The 24,488-nt window shown below is 36.7% G+C and carries 23 protein-coding genes, 2 tRNA genes, 1 pseudogene and 2 riboswitches (1 of these 28 cut by a window edge); of the genes and pseudogenes, 7 read left to right on the top strand and 19 right to left on the bottom strand.

What is annotated here, in order from left to right; genetic code table 11:
• Positions 1-4: 4 nt before the first annotated feature.
• From emeA to IGL32_RS04075, 9 genes are all read right to left on the bottom strand, one after another.
• A complete protein-coding gene (emeA, locus tag IGL32_RS04115) occupies positions 5-1,159 on the bottom strand; it encodes a multidrug efflux MFS transporter EmeA (protein ID WP_002358140.1) in 1,155 nt (384 codons plus the stop codon).
• A 192-nt stretch (positions 1,160-1,351) separates the two neighbouring features.
• Positions 1,352-1,792 (bottom strand): GNAT family N-acetyltransferase, encoded by a 441-nt coding sequence (locus IGL32_RS04110; protein WP_002369669.1) that lies wholly within the window; start codon positions 1,790-1,792, stop codon positions 1,352-1,354.
• A 48-nt stretch (positions 1,793-1,840) separates the two neighbouring features.
• Entirely contained in the window at positions 1,841-2,347 is a 507-nt protein-coding gene (locus IGL32_RS04105; RefSeq protein ID WP_002361584.1) for a GNAT family N-acetyltransferase, read from the bottom strand.
• Positions 2,348-2,419: 72 nt separating this feature from the next.
• The gene (locus tag IGL32_RS04100) at positions 2,420-2,719 is read right to left on the bottom strand and encodes a hypothetical protein (RefSeq protein ID WP_002390034.1); all 300 of its coding nucleotides are present in this window, start codon (positions 2,717-2,719) and stop codon (positions 2,420-2,422) included.
• A 27-nt stretch (positions 2,720-2,746) separates the two neighbouring features.
• Complete coding sequence (locus IGL32_RS04095) at positions 2,747-3,313, bottom strand: kinase (RefSeq protein ID WP_025187406.1); 567 nt, start codon at positions 3,311-3,313, stop codon at positions 2,747-2,749.
• A 9-nt stretch (positions 3,314-3,322) separates the two neighbouring features.
• Positions 3,323-4,327 carry a LacI family DNA-binding transcriptional regulator gene (locus tag IGL32_RS04090; protein WP_002379303.1) on the bottom strand — a complete coding sequence of 335 codons (1,005 nt, stop codon included), beginning with the start codon at positions 4,325-4,327 and terminating at the stop codon, positions 3,323-3,325.
• A gap of 6 nt (positions 4,328-4,333) precedes the next feature.
• On the bottom strand, positions 4,334-5,824 hold the full coding sequence (gene galT / locus IGL32_RS04085) for a UDP-glucose--hexose-1-phosphate uridylyltransferase (RefSeq protein WP_002379302.1): 1,491 nt from the start codon (positions 5,822-5,824) through the stop codon (positions 4,334-4,336).
• Positions 5,825-5,838: 14 nt separating this feature from the next.
• Positions 5,839-6,828 carry a UDP-glucose 4-epimerase GalE gene (galE, locus tag IGL32_RS04080; protein WP_002379301.1) on the bottom strand — a complete coding sequence of 330 codons (990 nt, stop codon included), beginning with the start codon at positions 6,826-6,828 and terminating at the stop codon, positions 5,839-5,841.
• A 15-nt stretch (positions 6,829-6,843) separates the two neighbouring features.
• On the bottom strand, positions 6,844-8,007 hold the full coding sequence (locus IGL32_RS04075; protein ID WP_156210082.1) for a galactokinase: 1,164 nt from the start codon (positions 8,005-8,007) through the stop codon (positions 6,844-6,846).
• A gap of 252 nt (positions 8,008-8,259) precedes the next feature.
• Here IGL32_RS04075 and galM point away from each other — a divergent pair, with 252 nt between their 5' ends.
• The 3 genes from galM (at position 8,260) to IGL32_RS04060 (ending at position 10,300) form a co-directional block, all read left to right on the top strand.
• The gene (gene galM / locus IGL32_RS04070; protein WP_002399811.1) at positions 8,260-9,264 is read left to right on the top strand and encodes a galactose-1-epimerase; all 1,005 of its coding nucleotides are present in this window, start codon (positions 8,260-8,262) and stop codon (positions 9,262-9,264) included.
• 130 nt (positions 9,265-9,394) lie between these two features.
• Positions 9,395-9,541 carry a hypothetical protein gene (locus IGL32_RS04065; protein WP_002384758.1) on the top strand — a complete coding sequence of 49 codons (147 nt, stop codon included), beginning with the start codon at positions 9,395-9,397 and terminating at the stop codon, positions 9,539-9,541.
• 120 nt (positions 9,542-9,661) lie between these two features.
• Positions 9,662-10,300: a sugar O-acetyltransferase gene (locus tag IGL32_RS04060; RefSeq protein ID WP_002379300.1), complete on the top strand. Its 639-nt coding sequence runs from the start codon at positions 9,662-9,664 to the stop codon at positions 10,298-10,300.
• Positions 10,301-10,341: 41 nt separating this feature from the next.
• Here the strand turns inward: IGL32_RS04060 and IGL32_RS04055 are convergent.
• From IGL32_RS04055 to IGL32_RS04035, 5 genes and pseudogenes are all read right to left on the bottom strand, one after another.
• Positions 10,342-10,772 (bottom strand): annotated as a pseudogene (locus IGL32_RS04055) (VOC family protein).
• A 66-nt stretch (positions 10,773-10,838) separates the two neighbouring features.
• A complete protein-coding gene (locus IGL32_RS04050; RefSeq protein WP_002360627.1) occupies positions 10,839-11,318 on the bottom strand; it encodes a GAF domain-containing protein in 480 nt (159 codons plus the stop codon).
• Between the two features lie 234 nt (positions 11,319-11,552).
• Complete coding sequence (locus IGL32_RS04045) at positions 11,553-12,770, bottom strand: amidohydrolase (RefSeq protein ID WP_002379298.1); 1,218 nt, start codon at positions 12,768-12,770, stop codon at positions 11,553-11,555.
• A complete protein-coding gene (locus tag IGL32_RS04040; protein WP_430600092.1) occupies positions 12,767-14,017 on the bottom strand; it encodes an amidohydrolase family protein in 1,251 nt (416 codons plus the stop codon). The genes IGL32_RS04045 and IGL32_RS04040 overlap by 4 nt, the downstream gene beginning before the upstream one ends.
• Complete coding sequence (locus IGL32_RS04035) at positions 14,018-15,679, bottom strand: peptide ABC transporter substrate-binding protein (protein WP_002363656.1); 1,662 nt, start codon at positions 15,677-15,679, stop codon at positions 14,018-14,020. It lies immediately after the preceding gene.
• A gap of 380 nt (positions 15,680-16,059) precedes the next feature.
• Between IGL32_RS04035 and IGL32_RS04030 the strand changes: the two genes are divergently transcribed.
• On the top strand, positions 16,060-17,730 hold the full coding sequence (locus IGL32_RS04030) for a PucR family transcriptional regulator (protein WP_002358159.1): 1,671 nt from the start codon (positions 16,060-16,062) through the stop codon (positions 17,728-17,730).
• A gap of 54 nt (positions 17,731-17,784) precedes the next feature.
• On the opposite strand, the gene IGL32_RS04025 is transcribed toward IGL32_RS04030, so the two are convergent.
• From IGL32_RS04025 to IGL32_RS04015, 3 genes are all read right to left on the bottom strand, one after another.
• Positions 17,785-18,210 carry a universal stress protein gene (locus IGL32_RS04025; protein ID WP_002358161.1) on the bottom strand — a complete coding sequence of 142 codons (426 nt, stop codon included), beginning with the start codon at positions 18,208-18,210 and terminating at the stop codon, positions 17,785-17,787.
• Positions 18,210-19,808: an Nramp family divalent metal transporter gene (locus IGL32_RS04020; RefSeq protein ID WP_002382010.1), complete on the bottom strand. Its 1,599-nt coding sequence runs from the start codon at positions 19,806-19,808 to the stop codon at positions 18,210-18,212. Before IGL32_RS04020 ends, IGL32_RS04025 begins: the two co-directional genes overlap by 1 nt.
• A gap of 268 nt (positions 19,809-20,076) precedes the next feature.
• Complete coding sequence (locus IGL32_RS04015; RefSeq protein ID WP_002384763.1) at positions 20,077-20,592, bottom strand: AAA family ATPase; 516 nt, start codon at positions 20,590-20,592, stop codon at positions 20,077-20,079.
• Between the two features lie 314 nt (positions 20,593-20,906).
• A riboswitch (M-box (ykoK) riboswitch) is annotated at positions 20,907-21,074 on the top strand.
• 44 nt (positions 21,075-21,118) lie between these two features.
• Between IGL32_RS04015 and IGL32_RS04010 the strand changes: the two genes are divergently transcribed.
• The 3 genes from IGL32_RS04010 (at position 21,119) to IGL32_RS04000 (ending at position 24,318) form a co-directional block, all read left to right on the top strand.
• On the top strand, positions 21,119-22,891 hold the full coding sequence (locus tag IGL32_RS04010; RefSeq protein ID WP_002384764.1) for an ABC transporter permease subunit: 1,773 nt from the start codon (positions 21,119-21,121) through the stop codon (positions 22,889-22,891).
• A gap of 88 nt (positions 22,892-22,979) precedes the next feature.
• Complete coding sequence (locus IGL32_RS04005) at positions 22,980-23,759, top strand: ABC transporter ATP-binding protein (protein WP_002360638.1); 780 nt, start codon at positions 22,980-22,982, stop codon at positions 23,757-23,759.
• Between the two features lie 62 nt (positions 23,760-23,821).
• Positions 23,822-23,989, top strand: a riboswitch (M-box (ykoK) riboswitch).
• A 68-nt stretch (positions 23,990-24,057) separates the two neighbouring features.
• The gene (locus IGL32_RS04000; RefSeq protein ID WP_002358168.1) at positions 24,058-24,318 is read left to right on the top strand and encodes a hypothetical protein; all 261 of its coding nucleotides are present in this window, start codon (positions 24,058-24,060) and stop codon (positions 24,316-24,318) included.
• A 17-nt stretch (positions 24,319-24,335) separates the two neighbouring features.
• Here IGL32_RS04000 and IGL32_RS03995 read toward each other — a convergent pair.
• Together IGL32_RS03995 and IGL32_RS03990 are read right to left on the bottom strand one after the other, a co-directional pair.
• Positions 24,336-24,419 (bottom strand) — tRNA-Leu (locus tag IGL32_RS03995).
• Between the two features lie 13 nt (positions 24,420-24,432).
• Positions 24,433-24,488 (bottom strand) — tRNA-Cys (locus IGL32_RS03990) (it continues 15 nt past the right edge of the window).

Genomic DNA, 24,488 nt, shown 5'->3' with positions numbered 1-24,488 from the left:
TCTTTTACATCTTATTTCGATTTAAAAATAACGATAAAAAGCCCGTTCCTAACAGAATTACTGCTGAAACATAATAAGGGAAAAAGTGATTGATATCAAATAAAGCTCCTGCTGCCATTGGTCCTAAAATATTACCAAAACTTGTAAATGTCGAATTTAGTCCGTTGATGGTTCCTTGTTGATCTCCAGCATGTTTGGATAAATAAGTAGTTACTGCTGGTCTAAACAAGTCAAACGCTAAAAAGACAATAAACGTTGAAAATACAACAACTAAATTATTTTTTGTAAAGGCAATCACGGCAATAAAAATGGCACTTGCAAAAAAGGTTAATTGGATTAAACCCATTTCACCTATTTTTTGGACGATTGCATCAAAGAAAAACAACTGACAAATCAACGCTAAAATACCACTAACCGTAATCACGATTGCTATTTCACTTGTGGTAAAGCCAAAATTAATAGTCGCCATAATACTATAAATAGATTCGAACGCTTGCAGGCCAAAAGAGGAAATTAAGATAATCACAAATAATGAGGTAAACATTGGATTTCTTAAAATATCCATAAATGAACCTTTTTTCGCTTCAACAGCGGCTAAAATTCGTTTCTCCGGCTCCTTCAAAACAGTTAATGTCAAAATAAAACCAATAAATGCTAAAAATGCGGCCGCAAAAAATGGAGCGCGAATACCTAAATAAGCAATAAAACCACCAACTCCTGGTCCGATAATAAAACCACCACTAATTGCAGCTGACACAAGCCCCATCGCTTTCGGACGTTCAGAAATCGTGGTCATATCTGCCACAAAGGCTGTCACTGACGGCATTAATAAAGCGGCGGCAATCCCACCTAAACCACGAGAAATATAAAAACCGCTTTTCGCTTGGGCTAAACCAAATAATAACTCAGAAATTGAAAAAACCAACATGCCCGTCGCAATCATTTTTTTCCGACCAATTTTATCCGAAAGGACACCTGCGATTGGCGATGTGATTAATTGGGCAATCGCAAAAATAGAAATCATCATTCCCATTGTGGTACCAGAAAAATGCATTTCTTCTTTTAATTGGGGAATTACGGGAATGACTAGGCCTACGCCTAGAAAAACAAGAAATAAGTTAGAAATTGCTAAGTACATCATACTATTTTTTTTCGTCATAATTTGCCTCCTCCATAAAAAAACAGCCATCAAAAATGGCTATTTCTGTTTCTTTGTATGTACTTTCTTTGACAGTGTTTCGGCTGAAACACTCGTTGAGTCATTGAGATACATTTTACACTAATTCGCTGAAAATTTCACTAGTTTTTACTTATTTTTTTAAAGGAAATTGTTATTTTTTAAAGACATAACTTAAGTATCCAAGTATTTAATGAATCGCTTTTGTTTTTTATCAGAAACATAGCCAATGTGTTCATAAAATTGATGTGCTGCTGTACGCTGTTCCCCTGAATTTAAGCGAATCGCAGACAAGTTACACTTTTTAGCTTCCGTTTCTAGTTTCGTCATTAATTGTTTGCCAATTCCACGGCCTTCTGCTTCTTTTGCCACTGCTAATCCCAGAACGTTCAATAACGTTTGGGAATAAATTGTTTCATACAGTTGCGCATGCACATAGCCTAAAATCTTCCCTGTCTTCGTTTCTTCATAAACATATAAAAACTCTCTGTCACTGGCTAGTAGTAATTTCTCAATCTGTTTACAGGTCACGTCAACGGGAACTTCATAGCCCAATTGTTCTTTATTAATGATAGTTAACGCCGCTGCATCTGTTGGCTTCATTTTTCTAATCAAGGGTAACAACCTCCTAAATGATATTTATAGAGTATTACTTTGGCTACTCTATAGTTTTTTCGATAAATAAAGAACTAACTCATCATCATTAACACACCGATCGTTTGGTTTCAGCTGCTTATTTTGAAACCAGACTCCTGAACCATCTGGCACATATCCTTGTTTGATATATAATCTTTGCGCTGCACCATAACCAGGATGCAGGCCTACTCCCAAAGAAACAGTATCTGCATAACTTTTGGCAACATTTTCTGCACGATTTAATAATAACCGCCCCACTCCTTGTTTTTGAAATGGTAAGAATACATTGAAATCAGCTATTTCAGGATATAAATTTTTAAAAGGTCCTTCCTTAGCTAATGGCAGTAACGTCACATAACCTAACAGCGTTGCCTTTTTCTCCGCTACAAAAACCGTTCGTTGCTTGACTAATTGTTCTTCTAAATAGTTCATTAAAATCTCTTGGCGACTTGGCCAACCTTGTTGGACAAATTGAGTATCCAGCGCTAAGATATCTTTCTCTTGCATTTCTCTAATAACCACTAGCTCAGACATCAGCCTTCCCTCCCAAAAAACGTTTTCATTTTATACAACGAAGCGAATAATTCTTCGCTCCCTTATTCATTTTCAAAAACCATCGAGTTGATGATATTTGGGCAAAACAGCAACACATGTTTCTTCTGAATTAACAGCAATAACGAACCCTTGCCATAAGGACCACGTCACCGCTTCACCTAATTTCTCTTTCACTCGTTGAATCATTTCAGCTTGCGTTAAGTCTCGTGCAGGAAAATGTTGAACTTTATCATTACTGATTAAAAAAATAAATGATTCTGAAAAAGCTGTCATGACTTCAGGTGGTAAATTTTTTAATCGTTCTTGGTAATCCATTGAAACCACTCCTTCTTTTTTATCATACCACAACATCCATTTCTCTAAAAAGCGCAGCACTTACTACTGAATATCTGCTAAAATTTGCCTGATAATCTGCTTTTCAGACAGTTGTTCAGATAACCGCTGTTCTCCCGGAAACCCTAAATAATCTTCTGGTAGCCACCAACGTTTCATTTCCACGACACCAAATTCTTGATTCTTGTTTCTCTGGCTATGTCTTTTCAGCGTTTCTTCAAAAGAAATATCAAAATAATAAACCTGAACGTTTCCTTCAAAGAGATGGATTATTTCCTGAAAAAAGGAATGATAAATGGCTTTTTGAAAAATCCCTTCAACAATCACATACTGGCATTCTTGATACCCAAAAGCTACCAACTGTTTTAACAAAGCAATACTTAGATTACCTGTTTCATCTTTAACACGAAGCATTTCTCTGCGCACCACATCTTGAGAAATCAATAACGATTGTTCTTTAAGACACTGATGAAGCGCGTTAGCTATCGTTGTTTTACCACTACCAGAATTACCACGTAAAATAATTAATTTCGGTTGCATCTGTTTCCCTCCATTTTCTTGATTGTTGAAAACCAGCACAAAAGAGCAAAAAACTTGGAAAAAACTCTCCAAGTTTTGCTGTTATTTTGATGAATGTTTCGTTGAATCTCGCTGAATGAATTCCGTTCCGACAATAATTTTTCTAGGAACTGGGGGGGGATTCAAGCATAACTCTTTCATTGTCTCAACGGCTAGCTCACCCATCCATTCAGTATGAACTTTAACTGTTGTTAATGTTGGTGAAACATATTTTGCGACACTAATATCATTAAAACCAATGATAGAAATATCTTCTGGCACACGAATGGCTGCTTCTTGTAACGCCCGCATTACACCAATCGCCAATGTATCACTTGCAGCGAAAAAAGCGGTTGGACGAGTGTCCGCTTCTTCAATAAAGTCTTTCATCGCTTGATAGCCTTCTTCAACAGAAAAAGCTGCTTCGACAACCCATTCTTGATGATAAAGGTCCAGATCTTTTAAGGTTTCTTTAAAAGCGACAAAACGTGGATCAACCAATGCCACGTGGGACTCTTTCGTATATTCTTGCCCAGAAAGCATACCAATTTTCTGATGCCCTTGCGCCAAAAATTCTTGCACAATTGTTTTAACACTTCCAGCAAAATCAACAACAATGGAGTTTTGGCCAAAAGCCATTGCATCAAAGTCTACAAATAGAAGAGGTGCGCCTAAGGCGGCTAAGGCCGCCACTTGCTTTTCATCAAATTTTCCTAGGGCAATTGTCCCATCAAATCTTTTTTGAGACAGGTTTGTCAGAGATTCTTTGACTAAAAGAAAACCCAATTCCTCTGCCCGCTTTTCAACACCTAAACGAATCGATAAATAGTAAATATCATCCAGTTCTTCTGGATCGCTGAACCATTGGACAAACCGAATTTTCTTTTTGCCTGCTTGTTTTTTTCTGGCTCGCTTTTTATAATTTAACGTTTCTGCTGTTTCAAATATTTTCTTCTTCGTTTCATCACTAACTGATAATGTTTCATCATAGTTCAAAACTCTCGAAACTGTCGCCGAAGAAACACCGACTTGCTCTGCTATATCTTTAATGGTTACGATGTTCCTCACCTCAAACTAATCATTTTCTATACATTGAATAAATCGTTCAAAAGCACGACGACCTTCTTCGTCACGTTTAAAGACGCCGGCATCTGTTAAAATTTGAACAAAAATTGTCCCAATTCCTTGTTGGATCACTTCTTTGACATTGGCTTCAGTGATGGTTTGCTGACTGAGTTCATCCGCCCAAGCTCGATGACTTTCAGCAATTTGATTGGGTTGCTTTAATAAATACTTTTCGACTTCTCTTAATTCTTGTGCCAGCCTTGGTGGCAAAATAGCTAGTCCCATTACTTCAATTAAGCCAATATTTTCTTGCTTAATATGTTGTACTTCTGGATGTGGATGAAAAATGCCATCTGGAAATTCCTCCGAAACATTATTATCTCGTAAAACTAAATCCAATTCAAATAATGACCCTTTGCGTCGGGCAATTGGCGTAATCGTATGATGCGGTGTGCCATCTTTTGAATAGGCCCGAACTGAGACACGTTCATCAGAATAATTGCGCCATTTGGTCAAAATTAATTCGGCCGCCTCAACTAGTTCCTCTTGACGATCACTTTGAAGACGAATCACAGACATCGGCCATTTTAAAATACCAGCAGTTATCTCAGGATATTTTTTCAAAGAAAATCTTTTTTCCATTGGTGCTAAATCCATTGGAAATGTATGACGTCCTGCTTGGTAATGATCATGAGATAAAATAGAACCACCAACAATTGGCAAATCTGCATTAGAGCCCACAAAATATTCAGGGAATAACTCCGTAATTTTAAGGAGTCGCTGGAACGTTTTTTTCTCGATTTTCATTTCTCGATGTTGTTGGTCCAAGAAAATCGCATGCTCATTATAGTAAGCATATGGCGAATATTGAAAGCCCCAAGCTTCGTCCTCTAAATTTAGTCGGATAATCCGATGGTTTGTACGTGCTGGATAATTTACACGGCCATAATAGCCTTCATTCTCCATACATAACATACACGCTGGATATTTTTTTTGACTCATTTTCTTTTCAGCCAAAATTTTTCGAGCATCCTTTTCTGGCTTCGATAAGTTAATGGTAATTTCTAGTTTACCATAGGGTGAGTCCATTGGGAAAATAATATTTTTGGCGATTGCTTTCGTTTTAATGTAGTTATTCGTTTTACATAACTGATAAAAATAATCCGTTGCTTTTCGTGGAGACTCTTGATAATAATCCATAAACTTCTGATTAATGATGGTTGGGGTCGGCGTAATAAAATCCATTAACTCCGCTTCTAGTTGTTCTGCTTCCGTAATTGAGTCATCGATTTGGTGATTGGCTTGTGCAATATTTAAAAGATGTTCCACCACACGCAACGGTTCTTGCTCACAAGCAACCGCTTCTGGTTGTTCAAAAAAATCACAGCCAACTAGTTTGGCAATCCGATTCGTCAAATAATAGCGGTCTGTTTCCGTCCAATCGCCATTTTCTATGATTATCTCTACAAATGCAGCAATCCATTTACTACTTTCTTTCATCATCTGATGTTCTCCTATTCATTATAGCCTTGAGGATGTTTCACATGCCATTGCCAAGCGGTGGCGATAATATCCTTGACCTCAGTTACTTCTGGTTGCCAGCCTAAAACTCGTTTGGCTTTTTCACTAGAAGCAATTAACGTACTAGGATCCCCTGCTCGGCGTGGGGCGATTGTCGCAGGAATTTCTTGACCTGTCACTTCGCGAGCAGCATCTAACATTTCTTTAACAGAATAGCCGTTGTTGCTACCCAGGTTAAAGACGTCACTTTCGCCGCCATTTTTCAAGTATTCTAAAGCCAAAATATGTGCTGCAATCAAGTCTTCAATGTAAACATAATCTCGAATGCACGTGCCATCTGGTGTATCATAATCATCCCCAAAAATACTTAGCTCTGCTCGTTGGCCCAATGCCACTTGTAAAATAATTGGCACAATATGCGTTTCTGGCGTGTGATCCTCACCAATTGAGGCATCTTTTTTTGCTCCTGCAACATTAAAATAACGCAAAGCAACATATTTCATTTCATAAGCGTTGTCGCACCATTTCATGATTTTTTCCATCATTAATTTACTTTCCCCATACGGGTTTTTAGGATTCGTTGGGGTTTCTTCTGTAATAGGCATTGCTTTTGGTTCGCCATAAGTGGCCGCTGTGGAAGAAAAAACAATGTGTTTCACTCCGAATTCTTGCATGACTTCCAAGGCAATTTGAGTGCCGTGAACATTGTTATTGAAATACATTAACGGTTTCTCCACGGATTCTCCTACTAAAGAATTGGCCGCAAAGTGCAACACCCCTTCAATTGATTCCTTTTCAAAGACACTACGTAAAAAAGCTTTATCACGAATATCGCCTTCATAGAAAGTCGCTTGTTCATGAACTGCTGAACGATGCCCCGTTAATAAATTATCAACAACAACAACGGCATAGCCTTTTGAAATTAATTGATCGACGGCATGTGAGCCGATGTAGCCTGCGCCACCTAATACTAAAATAGACATTTAAAGCCTTCCTTTCTAAAATAACTTTCTGGCACCATCATCAATTGATGCAGGATAAAAATCAGCAGCATAGCCAATTTTATCTTGATAACTCTGGCCAACAGCTTCAATAAATGCATTTATATTTTGCTTTGGTACCAAAGCAATACTACAACCGCCAAACCCTGCACCAGTCATCCGTGCGCCCAAAACGCCTGGTTGTTCTTGCGCACAAGCCACTAAGGTATCCAACTCAATGCCAGTTACTTCGTAATCTTCTTTTAGCGAACGATGTGAGGCATTTAATAATAAGCCAAATTCTTCCAAATCCCCTTCAGTTAGCGCTTGTTTTGCCAATAAAGTTCGTTCATTTTCTGTGACGGCATGACGCGCTCGTTTAATCAACGCTGGATCTCCAATCAATGCTTGATATTGTTCAAATGTCTCGCTGTCTAATTCACCTAAAAATTCAATAGATAACTCTTTTTGAAGCAAACGAACGGCTTCTTCGCATTCTGCACGACGTTCATTATATTTTGAATCTGCTAATTCACGGCGTTTGTTAGTATTCATAATGACAATCGTATACTCACCTAATTTGGCGGGAACCATTTCATAGTGCATATTATTGGTATCTAGTAGAATAGCTTGATCTTTTTCTCCCATCCCTACGGCAAATTGGTCCATAATTCCTGAATTAACGCCAATAAATTCATTCTCCACTTTTTTACCGATTTGCACCAATTCAAGCATTGGACAGTGTAAAGCATATAAATCATTACAGATCGTTCCCATTAAAAGTTCAATAGAAGCAGAAGAAGACAAGCCAGCACCATTAGGAATCGTACCGTAGAAGAGCACATCTAAGCCAGAATCAATATTGTGTCCGCTTTCAATCAAGTAATTTAAAACGCCTTTAGGATAATTTGCCCAATCATCTGAATCTGAATAGGTTAAATCTTCTAATGAAAATTCGATGAGACCAACCTCTTTAAAATTATCAGAAAACATCCGAATTTTTTGGTCGTCTCTTTTTCTTGCCACACCAAATGTCCCTAAAGTAATAGCCGCTGGGAAAACATGACCGCCATTGTAATCTGTATGTTCACCAATCAAATTAATTCTTCCAGGGGCAAAATAACAGGCTGTCCCTTTCTCACCAAATATTTCTACAAATCGATTCATTAACAGTTCTTCCATCACTAATCGCTCCTTTCACTAGTAAACAAATTGTACAATATTTACTAAACTTTTGCAAATGTTTACTTAATATTTTCTTAATTGTCATTTCAATTGAAAACGTGTACAATACAATTAAATAAAGATTTATTTTCTTAGCATTTCTTTTTGACTATTTAAATAATCTAAACAACAAAGTTAAATTTACTAAATATTTACTTAAAGGAAGGATTGATTATTTTGACTATTTCAACTGAATCATTTGGACAAGGAATGCTTCTTTACACACTGACGAATAAAAATGGTGTGACTTTAAAAGCAACAGATTTTGGTGCGCGAATTGTTGCGCTCGACGTTCCTCTTACAAAAAATGAATCCCGATCACTCGTGCTAGGCTTTCCCTCAGCAGATGAATATTTGTCTAAAGACTTATATTTTGGTGCAACAATTGGTCGAACAGCTGGCCGAATTGCCGATGGCTCCTTTGAACTAGCGGGTAAAAAGTATCAAACGATGATTAATACTCCTACTCAAACAACACTTCACGGTGGCACACCTGGGTTTGAAAGTAAAAAATGGCACAGCGAAATCCAAGAGGCACAAGCGAATCCTTCTGTGAAATTTTGGCTAGAGAGTCCTGCTGGTGAAAATGGTTTTCCTGGAAATCTCACTGTTTCAGTCACGTATACATTGACTGAAGAAAATGAATGGCAAATTGAGTATCAGGCAACTACAGATGAACAAACACTTTTTAATCCAACCAATCATGTCTACTTTAATTTAACTGGAAATCCTACAATCCCCATTGATGCGCATGAGTTACAAATAAATGCCCAAAAGTTTGTCCCGCTTGATGAAAGAGTTTTACCGCTTGGAGAATTAGCTTCCGTCGACCAGACAGCTTTTGATTTACAAAAACCTAAAAAATTAGCTGAGGTTTTTTCAAGTAACGATGAACAAATCCAAAAGATGAACGGCTTCGATCACCCTTTCATCTTAACCAATCATGATTTAATTAACCCGGATGTTATCTTAAAAAGTCCTACTAAAGATATCACCTTAGAGATGTTCACTGATCAACCTTCAGTTGTTATTTTTTCAGCAAATTTTGCTGATAACGGTCCCGATATTCAAGGGCAAAAATTAGTCAATCACGGAGCGCTCACATTTGAAACCCAAGTCTGTCCTGGTGCTGAAAGATTTCCGTTGTTCGGTTCTATCACCCTCTCACCTGAACAGGAATTTCACTCAACGACCCGTTTCAAACTAATTTATTAAGTGAAATGGTGCTCTTAACCAAGCTTATCTTCGAACTAAAAAAGATAAGAATGGTTAAGAGCACTTCTATTATTTGACATTTTTAATCGCTCCATTTACACTATTTTCAATTAGAAAGGCGGTGATGTCTATGTATGCAATCAAATTTTTTCATGGCTATTTAACTGCAGATGGTAAACGTACGCGAGATAAATCAGGTTGTTTAGTTTACCACTCTGAAAAAGAAGCACAAAAATTAGCAGATAAAATTGGCGGGAGAGTTAAAAAAATTGGATAACCTTAGATAAAGGATAGATAAGCAAGGCTATTTTGCTATCTGTCCTTTTTTATTTTACATATTCCTCGACTTATTGTATTGATTTGATACAATAGAGAAAAAGCCTAAAGGAGCGCTTACATGAAACAAAATGACTTTGATTATATGCAAATGTTAAAAGGTGAATTATATTACGCCCCCACCATTTTACCCGAAAACAAATCAACAAAAGGCAAGGTGTTAGCTCAAAAAATCAATCAACTTCCTATCGATAATGTGAAAGAAATTGTGGCCCTAGAAAAAGAATTATTAGGAAAAACTGGCAATGAGTTATATATCACCCCACCCCTCCATGTAGATTACGGTCGCCATATTGAGGTAGGAGAAAATTTTTATGCAAATATGGATTGCATTTTTTTAGATGTAAACAAAATCATCTTCGGTGATAATGTCATGGTTGGCCCTCGTGCTAGTTTTTATACTGCCGGCCATCCAATTGATCCAACGATTCGAACTGCAGAATTAGAATTCGGTACGCCAATTATTGTTGAAGATAACGTGTGGATTGGCGGAAGTGCCACCATTTTACCTGGCGTTACAATTGGAAAAAATGCTATTGTTGCTGCTGGTGCTGTGGTTACAAAAGACGTTCCTGCCAACACGATTGTTGGGGGTAATCCAGCAAAAGTCATTCGCAAAATTGATGAAAACGATCAGCAATTTTGGACAGAAAAGCAACGGCAGTATCAAATCGCTAAGAAGCAATTCTTTCATGAATAAAAAATCCCCAATCCAATGAAAATAACGGATTGGGGATTTTTTTAATCTTCTTCATAATAATTAAACATCCAATGGATGCCAAACTGATCTTTTAGGGAACCATACTTTTTGGACCAAAAAGTTTCAGAAACGGCATTGTAACAGTGCCACCTTCAGATAATCGCTTAAATAAGCGATCAATTTTTTCATCATCATCTGTGCTAACCACGAGCGAAAGGTTATTTCCTTCCGTAACTTCAAAACCAAACATATCAGGAACATCTGAAATCATTACATAGGTTCCTTCAATAATGATACTTGCGTTCATCACTAAATCCTTTATCTCGTCGTTTATAGGATGCTCAGGATCTTCAGGTGCTTCGCCAAAAGTCATTAAATTTTGACATTTTGTATCAAAAACATCTTCATAGAACGCAATTGCTTCTTTTGCTTCACCTTTAAAATTTATATACAGCTCTAACAAATGACTCACCTTCTTTCATGATCAAATTTTATACTTTATTTTCTCATGATTTGTCAGAAAGCAAAAATAGTCTGCTTAAAAATCTGATTTTTCTAGTAACAAGGTAACAAATTTTTCCAAATACAGTTGGTCAACCGCATCATAGCTATTTGTTACACCACTATCAATATCTAAAACACCGACCAATTGATGATTTTTTACCATCGGTACAACGATTTCAGACATCGCAGCTGAGTCACAAGAAATATAATTGGCGTGTGTCTTCACGTTATCAACAATCAATGTAGCTTGTTTTTCCGCGGACTCACCACAGACACCTTTGCCCATTTTAATTCTGGTACAAGAGACTTTCCCTTGAAAAGGCCCCAAAACTAATTCTTCATCTTTATATAAATAATACCCAGCAAAAACGGTGTCTGGTAATGTTTGTGCAAGTAACGCGGACGAGTTTGCTAAATTTGCAATAGCATCCGTTTCTATTTCTAACAAACCGCTCAATTGTTGTAAGCACAATTCGTAGGCTGCTTTTTTGTTTTCTCTCGTTTGTTCAGTCATGCTTGGTTCATCTCCTTCATTTTGTCTTATTATAAAGGAAGATACGCAAAAGTGCTATGTTAAAGTGAGTCAAACAAACTTGAAACGCTGATACACGTTGTGAGCAGAAGCACTTTATAAGGATTAAACTGTGACGAGTAACCGCTAGACTGACACTATGCGTTGCTCAGAGCTGAACCTTGTTTCCTCTGTTTGGCTTTTTAGCATTCTATTTCTACCTAATTTTAAAGCAAGTTAAACCCATTGTCCTTTCAACATAATCTGGCGTTTCTGTGGTTTTCTAGCAATCACTTCTGCTGTAGAAGCTGCTTCTGTAAAAATAAAGTTTGCTTCGTCGCCTTCTGTAAACCAAAGGCGTTCTTCTTCAAATGAAAAAGGTGCTACTTTGCCACAGCCATGGACGTAAGCTTGAGTAAGTTGCTCTTCTGTAATCTTTCCTGTCATTTCACAAAAATTACGTAATTTTTCAAATAAATCACCTGAAACATTAGAACTCCAAGAGTCAAAAAAGCCATCACTACCTAAATGAACCGATACACCAGCTTGGCGTAACACATCAATTGGTGGCAATAAATAACGAGGATCATAGGGAATTGTAGACATAATCGCCGTTTGATGCGTTGCCAAGCGTTGGTATAGTTTTTCTTTTTCTGCTGGTCGTACATCTAGCAGCGCAAAGGCGTGACTGATAGCGGTTCGCTGAGTAAATTTTCGTTCTTCTAAAATGTCTAAAAATTTATCAATTGTATAAACGCCCACTTCCCCCGTATCATGCAAGTGGATATCGATTCCTACTTGAAATTCTTCTGCCAGATCGAAAATAGTTTCTAAAGATTCTTCAATTGCATAATCAATGCCTGCAGGATCTAAACCACCAACCATTGTTCCACCATTTTTTAGAGCTTCTCTCATGAGTAAAACCGTTTGGGGATTTTTTAATAATCCATGCTGTGGAAAGACAACAATATCATAATCAATCACATGCGCATATTTTTCTAAGGCTCTTTTGACGCCCCAGAAGTTTTCTAGTTCTACATAAGGATCAATGTTGACATGTGTCCGAATATAAGAGGCTCCATACCCAATCAATTTTTCAATCATGGCCGTCGCTCGTTGTTCTGTTGACGGAGCTAACAATTTAAGTTCACTGGCTTCGTCTGCTAAACGCTCTTTTAAATTTTTAACAGGTTGGCTAGCACGCCAGCCTAATGAAAGGTAGGTTTTATCTAAGTGATTATGACTCTCTTGAAAAGCGGGAATAGCCAGTTGTCCGTTTAAATCAGTGCCTTGTTGCTTTTCAGTGACTTGATTTTGCGGAATAATCGCTTGGATTTTGCCTTCTTGAATCGCTAAAGTATAGCGTGCGGTTTTAGTATACGTTAATTCGTGGTGGTCTTTAGCAAAACCAGTTTCTAAACGAACATTATTCAAATAAACAATGGATGCTGTCATTCTTTTTCCCCCTTTTGAACGGCTTCAACCAGTTGTCCTTTTAGTATCAGTTGTTGGATTGGCTGTTGGCGTGCAATCACGTGAGCAGTGCTCTCAGCATTAAATAGTAGGAAATCTGCAGAATCGCCGACGTTAGGCCAAACTTGCTGCCCGTTAGGATCAAGAGGCGTTACAAAATTACTCGCTAAGCCCCATAAACGATTCAAGCGATACTCATCGCTAATTTTAAATCTTTGAGCGGCTGTATTTAATTTTTCTATTGTATTGCCACTGCCAAAAGGCGACCAATGATCCGTCAAACTGTCATGAGCCATGGAGATCTTAACACCTTGTTCAACCAAGGTTGGAATCGGCATGGTGGGCATTCCAATTGGTACAGTCGAAGTCAAATCAATACCTGTTTCGATGAATTTTTGCGCAATGTCTCTAATTGCTGCTTCTTCTAAGCTCCCTAAGGCTAAAGCATGACTTAAAGTGACTTTGCCAAACATCTTTGCTTGTTCTGTATAATCAACAAATTTATTAAATTCATAAAGTCCCAAAGTATCACGGGCGTGTAAATGAACATCAATTTTTTTATTAAATGTGGTAGCTAATTCAAATATTTTTGCGATTGAATGATCCACATGACGATCCACAAGGGCTGGATCAACGCCGCCGACATGAGTTGCCCCCATGCGTAAGGCTTCGCGCATCAAAGGTTCGACTTGTGAGCGGAGTAATCCGTGTTGAGGAAAAGCCACAATTTCATGAGTAATGTATTGTTCATATCGACTAAATGCTTCTTTAGTAATTTCAATATGTTTCGTTCCAATAGATGGATCTACATTACAATGACTGCGAATATGATAATGGCCTTGTTGAATATACTGCTCAATAACTTGGCAAGCACGTTCTAAACTAGTTGGTAATTGTTCAGGTAACAGCCAAGTTTCTTCTTCAATACGTGTTAAAATTCCTTTCGTTAGTGGACGACATGCCTTCCAAGGTCCCCCAAAATACGTTTTATCAATATGAATATGCATTTCTCTTAGCGCAGGTAAAACGAGTTGCTGATTCACATCGATAACTGTTTCGTTCTCTAAAGGCCTTAACTGCGGTGCGACCGCAGTACAGACCTCGTTTTCAATTCGAATATCATAGCTAGCTGTTTCTGTCGCAACAATTCGCTGATTCACAGTAGAAAATCCTGTTTCTAATTTACAGTTTTTTAAAAGCATGACAAACCCCTTCCTACCTTCATTCAATTAGTTAACATAAGCCCATTTTAAACTGTACGTGGGTCCAAATGAATGCCAATACAGATCCTTGATTTTTTGATTAGCTAATACAGAAATGCTTCGATTGTAGATTGGTGCTAAAACCGTTTCCTGATTCACCAAAATATCTTGTGCTTGAGCAAAGTCATTTAAACGAGCCTCTTGATCAGCCGCATGTGTTGTTCTAGTTTCTTGAATTAATTGATCATACGTATCACTCTTGAACGTTACGCCGCCCAAGGTACTATCCGAAGTAAAGATGCGCATAACTGTTAATGGATCACGATAATCGGTTCCCCAACCAGATAATTCTAAATCATAGTCTCTCGTTTGATCACGATCAACACGAATAGTAAAAGGAACTTGAGTAACATTCACTTCTAATCCATCTAGATTTTCTTCCAATTGAAATTGGAAAAACTCAGCAGCTTTTTTGGCGCTGTCTGTATCATCTGTTAAAAATTCTAATTTGATTTTATCCAGCCCAATTTCTTTTTTCCCTTTTTCCCAGAATTCTTTTGCTTTCGCTGTATCGTAGGTTAAGTAGTTATTTTTCTTAGCAGCTAGTTTTGTGAAATCTGTTCCATCTGGCGCAATCGTTTGTCCCGGCGGAATTACTTGATCTGTAGCCGTTGATTGATCTTGCAAGACTTCTTTTACAAAACTTTCTTTATCAAAAGCTTGTGCCAACGCTTTACGAATATTGTTGTTCGCTAAAGCCGGATTTTCTTTTCCATCACGAACGCTGTTCATTTTTAAAAAGTATGTGACGAATTGAGGAATTGAAAGAAAGGCTGGATTATCAACATAACCAGGAATAAATTCACCACTTAGCTTATTCACTACATCCAATTCATTCGAGTCAAACAAATTCACCGCTGTCGTTGGGCTCTTAATTACTGAAACTTTCGCTTCTGTTAATTTAACTTTTTCAGCATCCCAATACGTATCATTTTTTTCGTAGGTCCAGTCATCAGAAGAGGCATTATCCCATTCTTTCAATTTAAAAGGACCATTATAAATCAAATGTTCTGCATCAGTAGCATATTTATCCCCTTGTTCTTTGATATATTTTTCATTTTGTGGAAACAAAACAGGAAACGAAAGTAATGATTTCAAATAAGGGGTGGGCCGTTCTAAAGTTATTTCTAACGTTTTATCATCTAGCGCCTTAACCCCAAGAGTATTCACATCTGCGCCTTCTAAAGCAATTTCCTTAGCATTTTTAATGACATCAAAAAATAAAGCTTGATGAATCGATCCTGATTTAGGGGAAGCAACTTGTTGCCATGCATAAACAAAGTCGTTTGCTGTTACTGGATCATCATTCGACCATTTGGCATCTTCTCTAATCTTAAATGTATAAACGGTTTCATCTTCAGAAATCGCTGGTTCTTCGGCAGCGACCCCCAACTCTAATTCATCTTCTTTACCTAAAACATAGAGTCCTTCATAAACTTGATTCATGACTAAAGTCGAGGTCGTATCCCCCGCTGTGTGTGGTTCCATTGTCGAAATAGCCGCTTCAGAACTAATTGCAATTTTTTGTTCCGCTGCTTTGTTACTATCAGCCGAGTTTCCCGTTCCCGCCTGACAAGCCGTTAAAGCTAAAAGCAACCCGACGCATCCTAACATTTTTAATTTCTTCATACCGATCCCTCCATTTTACAAACTATAACCTTCAAAGTTACCAGAATTTTCTGATAAAATATAGAAAAAGAAGCATATCTGATAAGAGTCTCAAAAAACTTACAGATTATAGAAATACTTGAGAAATTTAAAGTAGCTGAAACAATAGTAAAAGCATTAAAAATTAAGTATACTATTGCTATATCTTTAAACGATGCGTTTCTATAGGTTGTAAGCGCTGATTGTTCTTATTTGGTCACTTGTGACTACCAATCACGTGATGACTTGGAACTTTTTTCTATTAGTATAAGGATACCTTATTTTCCCTAAAATAGTTTTGTAACATCTTACAATAAATACACTTAATTTTTAGATAATTCATACAAAAGGAGGCCTTGCTAATGATGACGGTCAATGATCTACTCCATGCAGAAGAACTACCTGGTTTAACCTTATTGACGCACGAGACCAATTTAGATGCGCCAATTCTACAAGCAAATATTTTAGAAAATCCTGATGCTTTTGACTGGTTAACGCCAGGAGAAATTTTATTAACTACCGGCTATATTTTCAAAGATCAGCCTTGCTTGCAAAAACGTCTTATTCAAGAACTAGCAAATATGAACTGCGCTGCTCTAGGCTTTAAAGTCCAACGTTATTTCAATGAAGTTCCACAAGAGATGATCCAATTAGCGAATGACGTCGGATTACCAATTCTCTCAATCCCTTATAATTACAACTTTTCTCAAATTATTTCATTGGTCAATCGCCGAGTCAATCAACCTGACGAAACGATTAGCCAACATTCTGTTCATATGCATAATAAATTTTATACAATTATCAAAGCTGGCGGAAAAAGTACCCAATTACTGGAAGTATTAAGTGCCGCGATTCAAGCGCCTGTAATGCTTTTAGACGAGCGTTTTCAGATTATGAATCATTTTGATTTACCTGATGCGCCAACAAGAATCACCAGTATTTTAAATAACGCGACTCTCAAAAAACAGTTTGAGACAGCTTTAAAAGCCCAGAACAATGAGCTCCTATTATTTTATAAAGAACCATTGACTGTTGAATTTTCCTTAGCGAACCATCAGTTATCTTTGCGAATTTTACCCATCAAAAAGAAAAATCTCAGCTTATCTTACTTAGTGATTTGGCAAACTACCAAAAAATTACAGACGATTGATTTATTATCTGTGGAGGTCTGTGCTCACTACCTTTTACCACAACTTCAATTAGAATCTTCGGAAAATTTAACAACGAGGCAAAAGATCGGGGCGCTGTTTCAAGACCTTATCCAAGAAAAAAATACCAATCCTCAAGCTTGGCAAGAATTTAGTAATTATCTGCAATTAAATGAAAAAGATACATTTAGTCTCTTGCTTGTAGCCATTGAACAATTGGAACAACTGTTTAATCCGACTATTCAAATGAATAGCATTGGCCATCAATTGAATCATATTTTAGAAGGATATCGACAAAAAATTACTGCCTTTCCTACACAAACTGGCTTTATTTTATTACTAGAAAATCCAGCGCAAGAGGAAGCCACCTACCTTGCACAAACCACTCATCTTGCCAAGAATTTACTAGAGCAACTAATGAAACTGAATCCAAAATTATCATTTAAATTAGCGATTGGGCCAACTGTCAAAAAAATCACCAATCTGTGTGATTCTTATAAATTAGCACAAGAAACATTCCACTTAGCACAAGCAAGTCAAGAATTACAACAACGAACTATTTTGAATTATGACGACCTCTTTTTTTATCGTTTAATGATCGAAACCCTGACCAAACAAGCCAAACAAAAAATATATCAACGATTGATTGAACCATTAGAAAAAGAAGATCAAAAACATGAAAGTTCCCTACTAGAAACCATCAACACCTACTTTCAATCGAATAAAAATATTTCGTTGACTGCCACAAATATGTATGTACATCGTAATACAATTATTTACCGCTTAAAAAAAATAGAAGAGATTCTTCACTTAACTTTAGAATTTCCTGATAGTTCGCTACAACTAAGTTTGGCTGTTTATTTATATAAACAAAAATTACTATAAAAAGGCCACCACGAATAGTAAATCGTGGCGGCTTTTTTAACTGTTTCAATTTTGTTAGCGAATAATCATTACAGAAATTGGTGCATATCGAGCCATATAAGCTGCTTGGCTACCAAAAAAGCTTTTTAATTTGCTAGTTGACTTGGAGCCAATAATTAACAAATCTGGTTTATTCAAAGGAATAAGCTTATTAATAATTAATTCTCCTGGGTTCCCTTCATTGACAATTACACTTACTTTATCGATGCCATTCGCTAACGCTTCTTGTTGATATTTTTCCGTTTGTTTCTCTAATTTCGCCAACTGTTCTTGCCAATAATTTTTATCTAACGATTGGTAAACATTAATCTCTTTCTCTTCTAAAATCGAAACAATAACCAATTCAGCTTGTTCTTCTTTTGCTTTTTGGATAGCATAATGAAATGCTTTTAACGCATCTGGCGACTCTTCAACACCAACCATAATTTTTGAAAATTTCATTATTTAACCTCCTCTACTTGTTGCTCCATAGCTGCAAGCTGCTGTGCATATCGTTTATCGCCTTTATATAATTCCACAACCGTCCAAACTAACAAGAGGATGACGAGTGCTATGATGACATAGGCAATATTATCGGCTAACGTAATTTGACTCGCTGTCGGATTATCACCGAAGAATCCTTCAATTTGATCAGGTAAACCTTTCATATTGAGGTAAATTAAGCCAATGACAGAAACCCAGCCTAACAATTTAATTAACCACGAGTTTTTAAAATGTTCACCCATTTCAACACGGCTATCTGTAAACATCAGTAAAGGCAACATCGAAAATGGCAAAGCAAATGCTAGAAAAACTTGTGAATTGTTCATTAAATTATTAATCGCAATATGCTCCTCCACTGTACTTTTTCCGCTGGTCATTAAAACACAGATTAAGACAGGAATAACAGATAACAAACGTGTGACCATCCGACGTAACCAAATTGGTACGCGCATATGAATAAACCCTTCCATAATGATTTGACCAGTTAACGTTCCTGTAATTGTTGAATTTTGTCCTGATGCCAATAAGGCTACCGCAAATAAAATTGATAAAATTCCAGAACCTGCAATATGCGCTAAAATAGAATTACTCATAACCGCTGGATTTGATAAAGCATCAAACAAACCAAAGAATGAAGGATCTTTGACACTGCCGGATTTAAAAACGGCCACACCCATAATCAATAATAAAGAGTTAACAAAAAATGCCATCGTTAATTGAATATTAGAATCCCAAGTTGAAAAGCGTAAAGCGCGTTGAATATCGGTTTTATCTTTACGATCAATTTTACGACTTTGCACAACAGAAGAATGTAAATACAAATTATGAGGCATCACTGTTGCACCAATAATCCCCAATGCACCTGTCAGTGGCGTTTGCCCATTCACCGCATGTGATGTAGAAAAAGCTTCTGCGCTAGGAACCAGCCCTTTAATTACATCTCCCCATACTGGATTTGACAATGCCACTTGATAAGCAAAAATCACAAAAATAACAACAATTAAAGCAACAACAATAGCTTCAATTTTTCTAAAACCAATTTTTGTCAATAACAACAAAAGTAAAACATCAAATACCGTAATGAAGACAGCCAGACCTAAAGGAATATGAAATAATAAATATAAGGCAATTGCGCCCCCGATAACTTCAGCGATATCTGTAGCCATAATTGCTAACTCTGTTAAAATCCATAATACAATACCTAACGTCTTACTAGTTCTAGCACGAATCGCTTGTGCTAAATCCATCTGTGAAACAATGCCTAATTTAGCAGCCATATATTGGAGCAACATTGCAATCAAACTGGAAATTAAAATAATCGACATCAATAAATATTGAAAATTTTGTCCCCCAGTAATTGAAGTAGACCAGTTTCCTGGATCCATATACCCCACTGCTACCAATGCTCCTGGACCTGAGTAAGCAAATAACGTTTTCCAAAAACTCATATTTTTAGGCACGTCGATGGTGCCATTAATTTCTTCAAGCGAAGGACCATTTGCATATTCAATCAAATGATGTCTTTGCTTTGGTTCATGTTCTTCTGAATTTTTCAATTCAATTCCTTCTTTCGTTTTGCAATAATTTTAAAAGGCCCTTCCTGTTAGAAGGTTAACCTCTAATATATTTTAGGTACACCTAAAATATACTGCTAAAAATAACAAAATGCAAGACTTGAAAGAAAATTTTGACAGTGTAAAAATAGATTGTCGTAAATGTGCGGTCTTAAAGTTTGAAGAAATCAGGGTAGCTGGTAGTTGATTATCTTAAGAAGTAGAAAATAAGAGACCTAAGTCATTTCGGCTTAGGTCCCTTATTTTATTTTTATTCGGTTATTCTATTAAGAATGGTTGCTACAATTTCTGTCGTGTCAGCTGAATGATTTCTAAAAATCTCGGTAAACTGAATCTGACGAAAACCTTCAAGTACTTCGGGCAACTTATTTTTCCCCCATTCAAAAGTTCCATCATTTCTTTTCAATAATCTCTGTAAAATTTCTTCTTTCTCTACCGCTAACAAAAAATGATAAACGTCAATGCCTGCTCGTCTCAGATATCCAATCAGCTCTTCTTCATATTCATTTTTATAAAGGGTCATTGGAACAATAATCGGCCGTCCAGACTCTTTGGACATTCGTTTTAATAAATGAGCATTCCAGCAACGCCATTCCTGATACTCCTGAAAATCATTTTCTTTCATTTCTTCGGGAACTAACTCCATCAATGCACTACCAATAATTTCTGGATCATAAATGATTGCATTGGGAAGTTTTTGTTGTAACTCATGTGCAATGGTCGTTTTTCCGGCTCCAAACGCACCGTTTAACCAAATAATCATCATAATTTCCTTTCTTCTGAACAAATTTCTTTGTTGTTTAATTTAGGTGCTAGATTACTTTTAATTTTTTTAGCCATTCACTTATAGTTACTACTTACATCTTTAACAGTAAACGAGACAAACTAAAAATACAACATCCTATACTATTCACCTTGCGTTACATAACATACTCATCTGATAATTTCTCCCTAAAAAAACAGAATGTGGGCAATCTTTTTAAGAATCATTGAATAGAATAACAACAAACAGTAATTCAGGTATAACCAGCTAGAAATTGTTTTATTTTTAGTCACGAGTATGATAAGCATGTAAATCAAATAGAATCATATTAGGTGAGGTTACTCTGAAGAACACAGGTTATCGCTCGGAAATGTCGAGAGACAGTAACGAGTAAAGCAGGGATTGTCGAATTAAGGCTTTCCTAAGATAACTAGAATTTTTTTCTTACGTCTCAGAAAGCCAAAGCTCAATTATTGTGATTACCCTATAATCTTCTTCTTTTATTCGGCGACCTCTTTAATATGATTAATTGGAGGTTTTTAAATTGAAAGCTGTCACTGCATCATCTAAGAAAAATACCCTACTTGCTAAAAGTATCGGAAATCTTACCTTGCTCATCATTTTAGGCATTTTCATTTTTATCATCGTCTTCTCTTGGCTAAAAATGAATCGCCCTCTCCACACCCTTCCCTCAGAAGAATTCCTCGCAACACCAAGTAAAACAGATGATTTCTTATCTCCATCAAATCTTTTTTACTTTTCAATTCGAACCATGTTTCGAATGATTGTGGGTATGGCTTGGTCCTTCCTGTTTTCCTTTGTTTTTGGTATTTTAGCCGTAAAATATAAAACGGCACGAAGAGTCATTTTACCATTAGTTAATTTCCTTGAATCTGTTCCATTGCTAGGTTTTTTGACCTTTACAACTGCTTGGTTACTTGGTTTATTTCCAGGAAATGTGATGGGCGCAGAAGCGGTTGCTATTTTTGCCATCTTCACAGGTCAAGCTTGGAACATCATGTTGACTCTTTATCAAATAATGGAAGTTATTCCTTCAGATCTAGTCAATGTGACCGATCAGTTCAAGTACAATGCTTGGGAAAAATTTTGGCGGCTTGAATTTGTTTACTCAATTCCTGGCTTACTTTGGAACGTTATTATTTCTCAAACTGCGGCTTGGTTTGCCTTGGTGGCCAGCGAGCAAGCTTCTGTTGCCTTTCCTAAAGAAACCAACCTTTATTTACCAGGAATTGGTTCTTATATCCAAGTAGCATTAAATCGAGCCGACTTTAAATCCTGTTTATGGGCTGTTTTTGCCTTATTAATCAATGTGGTGATTTTAAACTTTTTAGTTTTTCAACCTTTAGTTCGAGCCACTTATTATTTTAAATATGAAACAGATGTCGAAAGTACAACGCCACCTAAATCCATCATTTATCATTTATTAAAAAAAGCAACTTTAACGAAATACTTTTCAAAAGCTTTTGTGAAATTCAGTCATTTTTGGATTTACGATTTACCAAAAGTTTGGTACTTTTTCAAGCTAGACTATCTCTATCGATTACTAGCAAAATTACGCCATTTCTTCAAAACATTATGGTATGTCAGCTTAACCATTATTGGGGTTTATTGTTCTATTAAGCTCTATCATTTCTTGCCCCATCAAGATTTCAGCATGATTCCTAGATTAACCCTTTATACTACGCTACGGGTTACCTTGGCTATGGTCGTTGCTGGCATTATCTTTACTCCCTTAGCAATCTGGGTTGCGAATGATAATCGGCGCTTAAGTATCGTTCAACCGATTGGACAAATTTTAGGCTCCATTCCGTCAAATGTTTATACTCCATTCATTGTGTTGATTATTAGTATGGGCTTCAACAAATTAGAATGGTGGATTTTACCACTCATCATGGTTGGTTGCCAATGGTATTTTTTCTTTAATGTAATTGCTGGCTACTTAGCCATCCCTGATGATATTCGTGACGTGACCAAACTTTTTAAATTATCTAAATGGCAATGGTGGACAAAATTTTTGATCCCTTCTATTTTACCTTACCTCATTACAGCAATTATTAACGCTGCTGGTGCTGCTTGGAACGCTGATATCGCAGCAGAAAGCATTCAATGGGGCAAAAAATCAATAGATGTTACTGGCCTAGGACAATATATTGCGGCAAACGATGGTGTAAAAGATAAATCTGCCTTAGGAACCTTAGCGATGTGTTTCGTTGTTGGTTTATGTATCGCCTTTGTTTGGCAACCTTTATATCGAGCAGCAAAACAAAAATTTCACTATTAATAGCTGGACGACTCAACTCGACTAAATTTTTAAGATAAACTAGAGAGGAGAACGATAGGTGATTTCCCTTGACCTATCTAATAAGACGATGGAAAATAAAGAATTATTAAGCATAAAATCAGTATATAAAGAATTTGAAATTGAAGGACATTCAGAACATTTAAAAGTCCTTGAAAATATTGATTTAACAGTTAAAACGAATGAATTTTTAAGTATTATCGGACAATCAGGAACAGGAAAATCAACGTTGCTCAGAAGTATTGCTGGACTTCTTCGTACAACTAGAGGTGAAATTACTTTTGAAGATAAAATCATTAATGAGCCTGATGCCAATATCGGCATGGTTTTTCAACATTTTGCCCTTTTTCCTTGGTTGACAGTTGAAAAAAATATCAGCTTTGGCTTAGAAAACCGTAAAGAAATTTCCCGTGAACAAATAAATAAAAGAGTCAGTAATCTCATTGAAATGATTGGTTTAACTGGTTTTGAAAAAGCTTATCCTAGAGAGTTATCTGGTGGAATGAAACAGCGTGTAGGCTTTGCTCGTGCTTTAGCCATCGAACCTAGCTTATTGCTCTTAGACGAACCTTTTTCAGCTTTAGATATCATTACAGCCAGCCAATTATCTAACGATTTATTAGAAATTTGGCTAAACAATCAAATTGCGACTAAATCAATTGTGATGATCACGCATGATGTTCAACAAGCAGTTCAACTTTCTGATCGGGTTGTATTAATGGATGCAAATCCTGGTCGTATTGCCAAAATTTACTCAATCGATATCCCCAGAAATCAACGTTCGCCAAAAACAACCATTGATATTGTAGAACAAATAACAGAAGAAATGGTTCGTCGCATTCATTTGTAAATAGAACTGTTTTGACTTCTGCTTATGTCTTGACAAAGAGTTACTTAAAAGACTATTATTTCTTTGTAATAAGTTAGGTGAGGCTCCTATACAAACATAGGCTATTGCTCAGAAATGTCGAGAGACACCAATGAGTAGAACAAGACTGGTCGAGGAGAAGGCTTTTCTCAAAATAGCTAAGAGTGATCTTTACGTTGTATAGTGCTAAAGCTCAACGTTCATGTTGATGTATCTTTTTAGTCTCTAGTCAATCAGTTAAGTAAGTACTTTTATTTAAAATTAAGAGAGGAGTGAAAGTATGACTACTATGTTAGCAATCATTGGAACTGTTGCAATCATCACAGTTCAAGTTATTGAATATAATATGACAGAAATTCATATTCCTACTGCAGGAACATTTAATGACGATGATGCAGAACCCCCACATTCTTCTGTAACCCTTGTATTTATTCGCACTATACTTATCACTCTCTCACTTAACTTTCCATCTCATTTTTTTGAGATGGTTTTTTTATGTATTCGAGAAAATAATAAACAAAAAAGACTGTTAAATCAATGATTTAACAGTCTTTAGTATACCGGCGGCCGGGGTCGAACCGGCACTCCCGTGAAGGAACTGGATTTTGAGTCCAGCGCGTCTGCCAATTCCGCCACGCCGGCAAGATATTTTGGAAGGCGGTAACCGGATTTGAACCGGTGATGAAGGTTTTGCAGACCTCTGCCTTACCA

Source organism: Enterococcus sp. AZ035 (genome assembly GCF_050548325.1).
Classification (GTDB): Bacteria; Bacillota; Bacilli; order Lactobacillales; family Enterococcaceae; genus Enterococcus; species Enterococcus faecalis.
The sequence above is the reverse complement of the archived record's forward strand: the minus strand, read 5'-3'. Positions and strand labels throughout refer to the sequence as shown.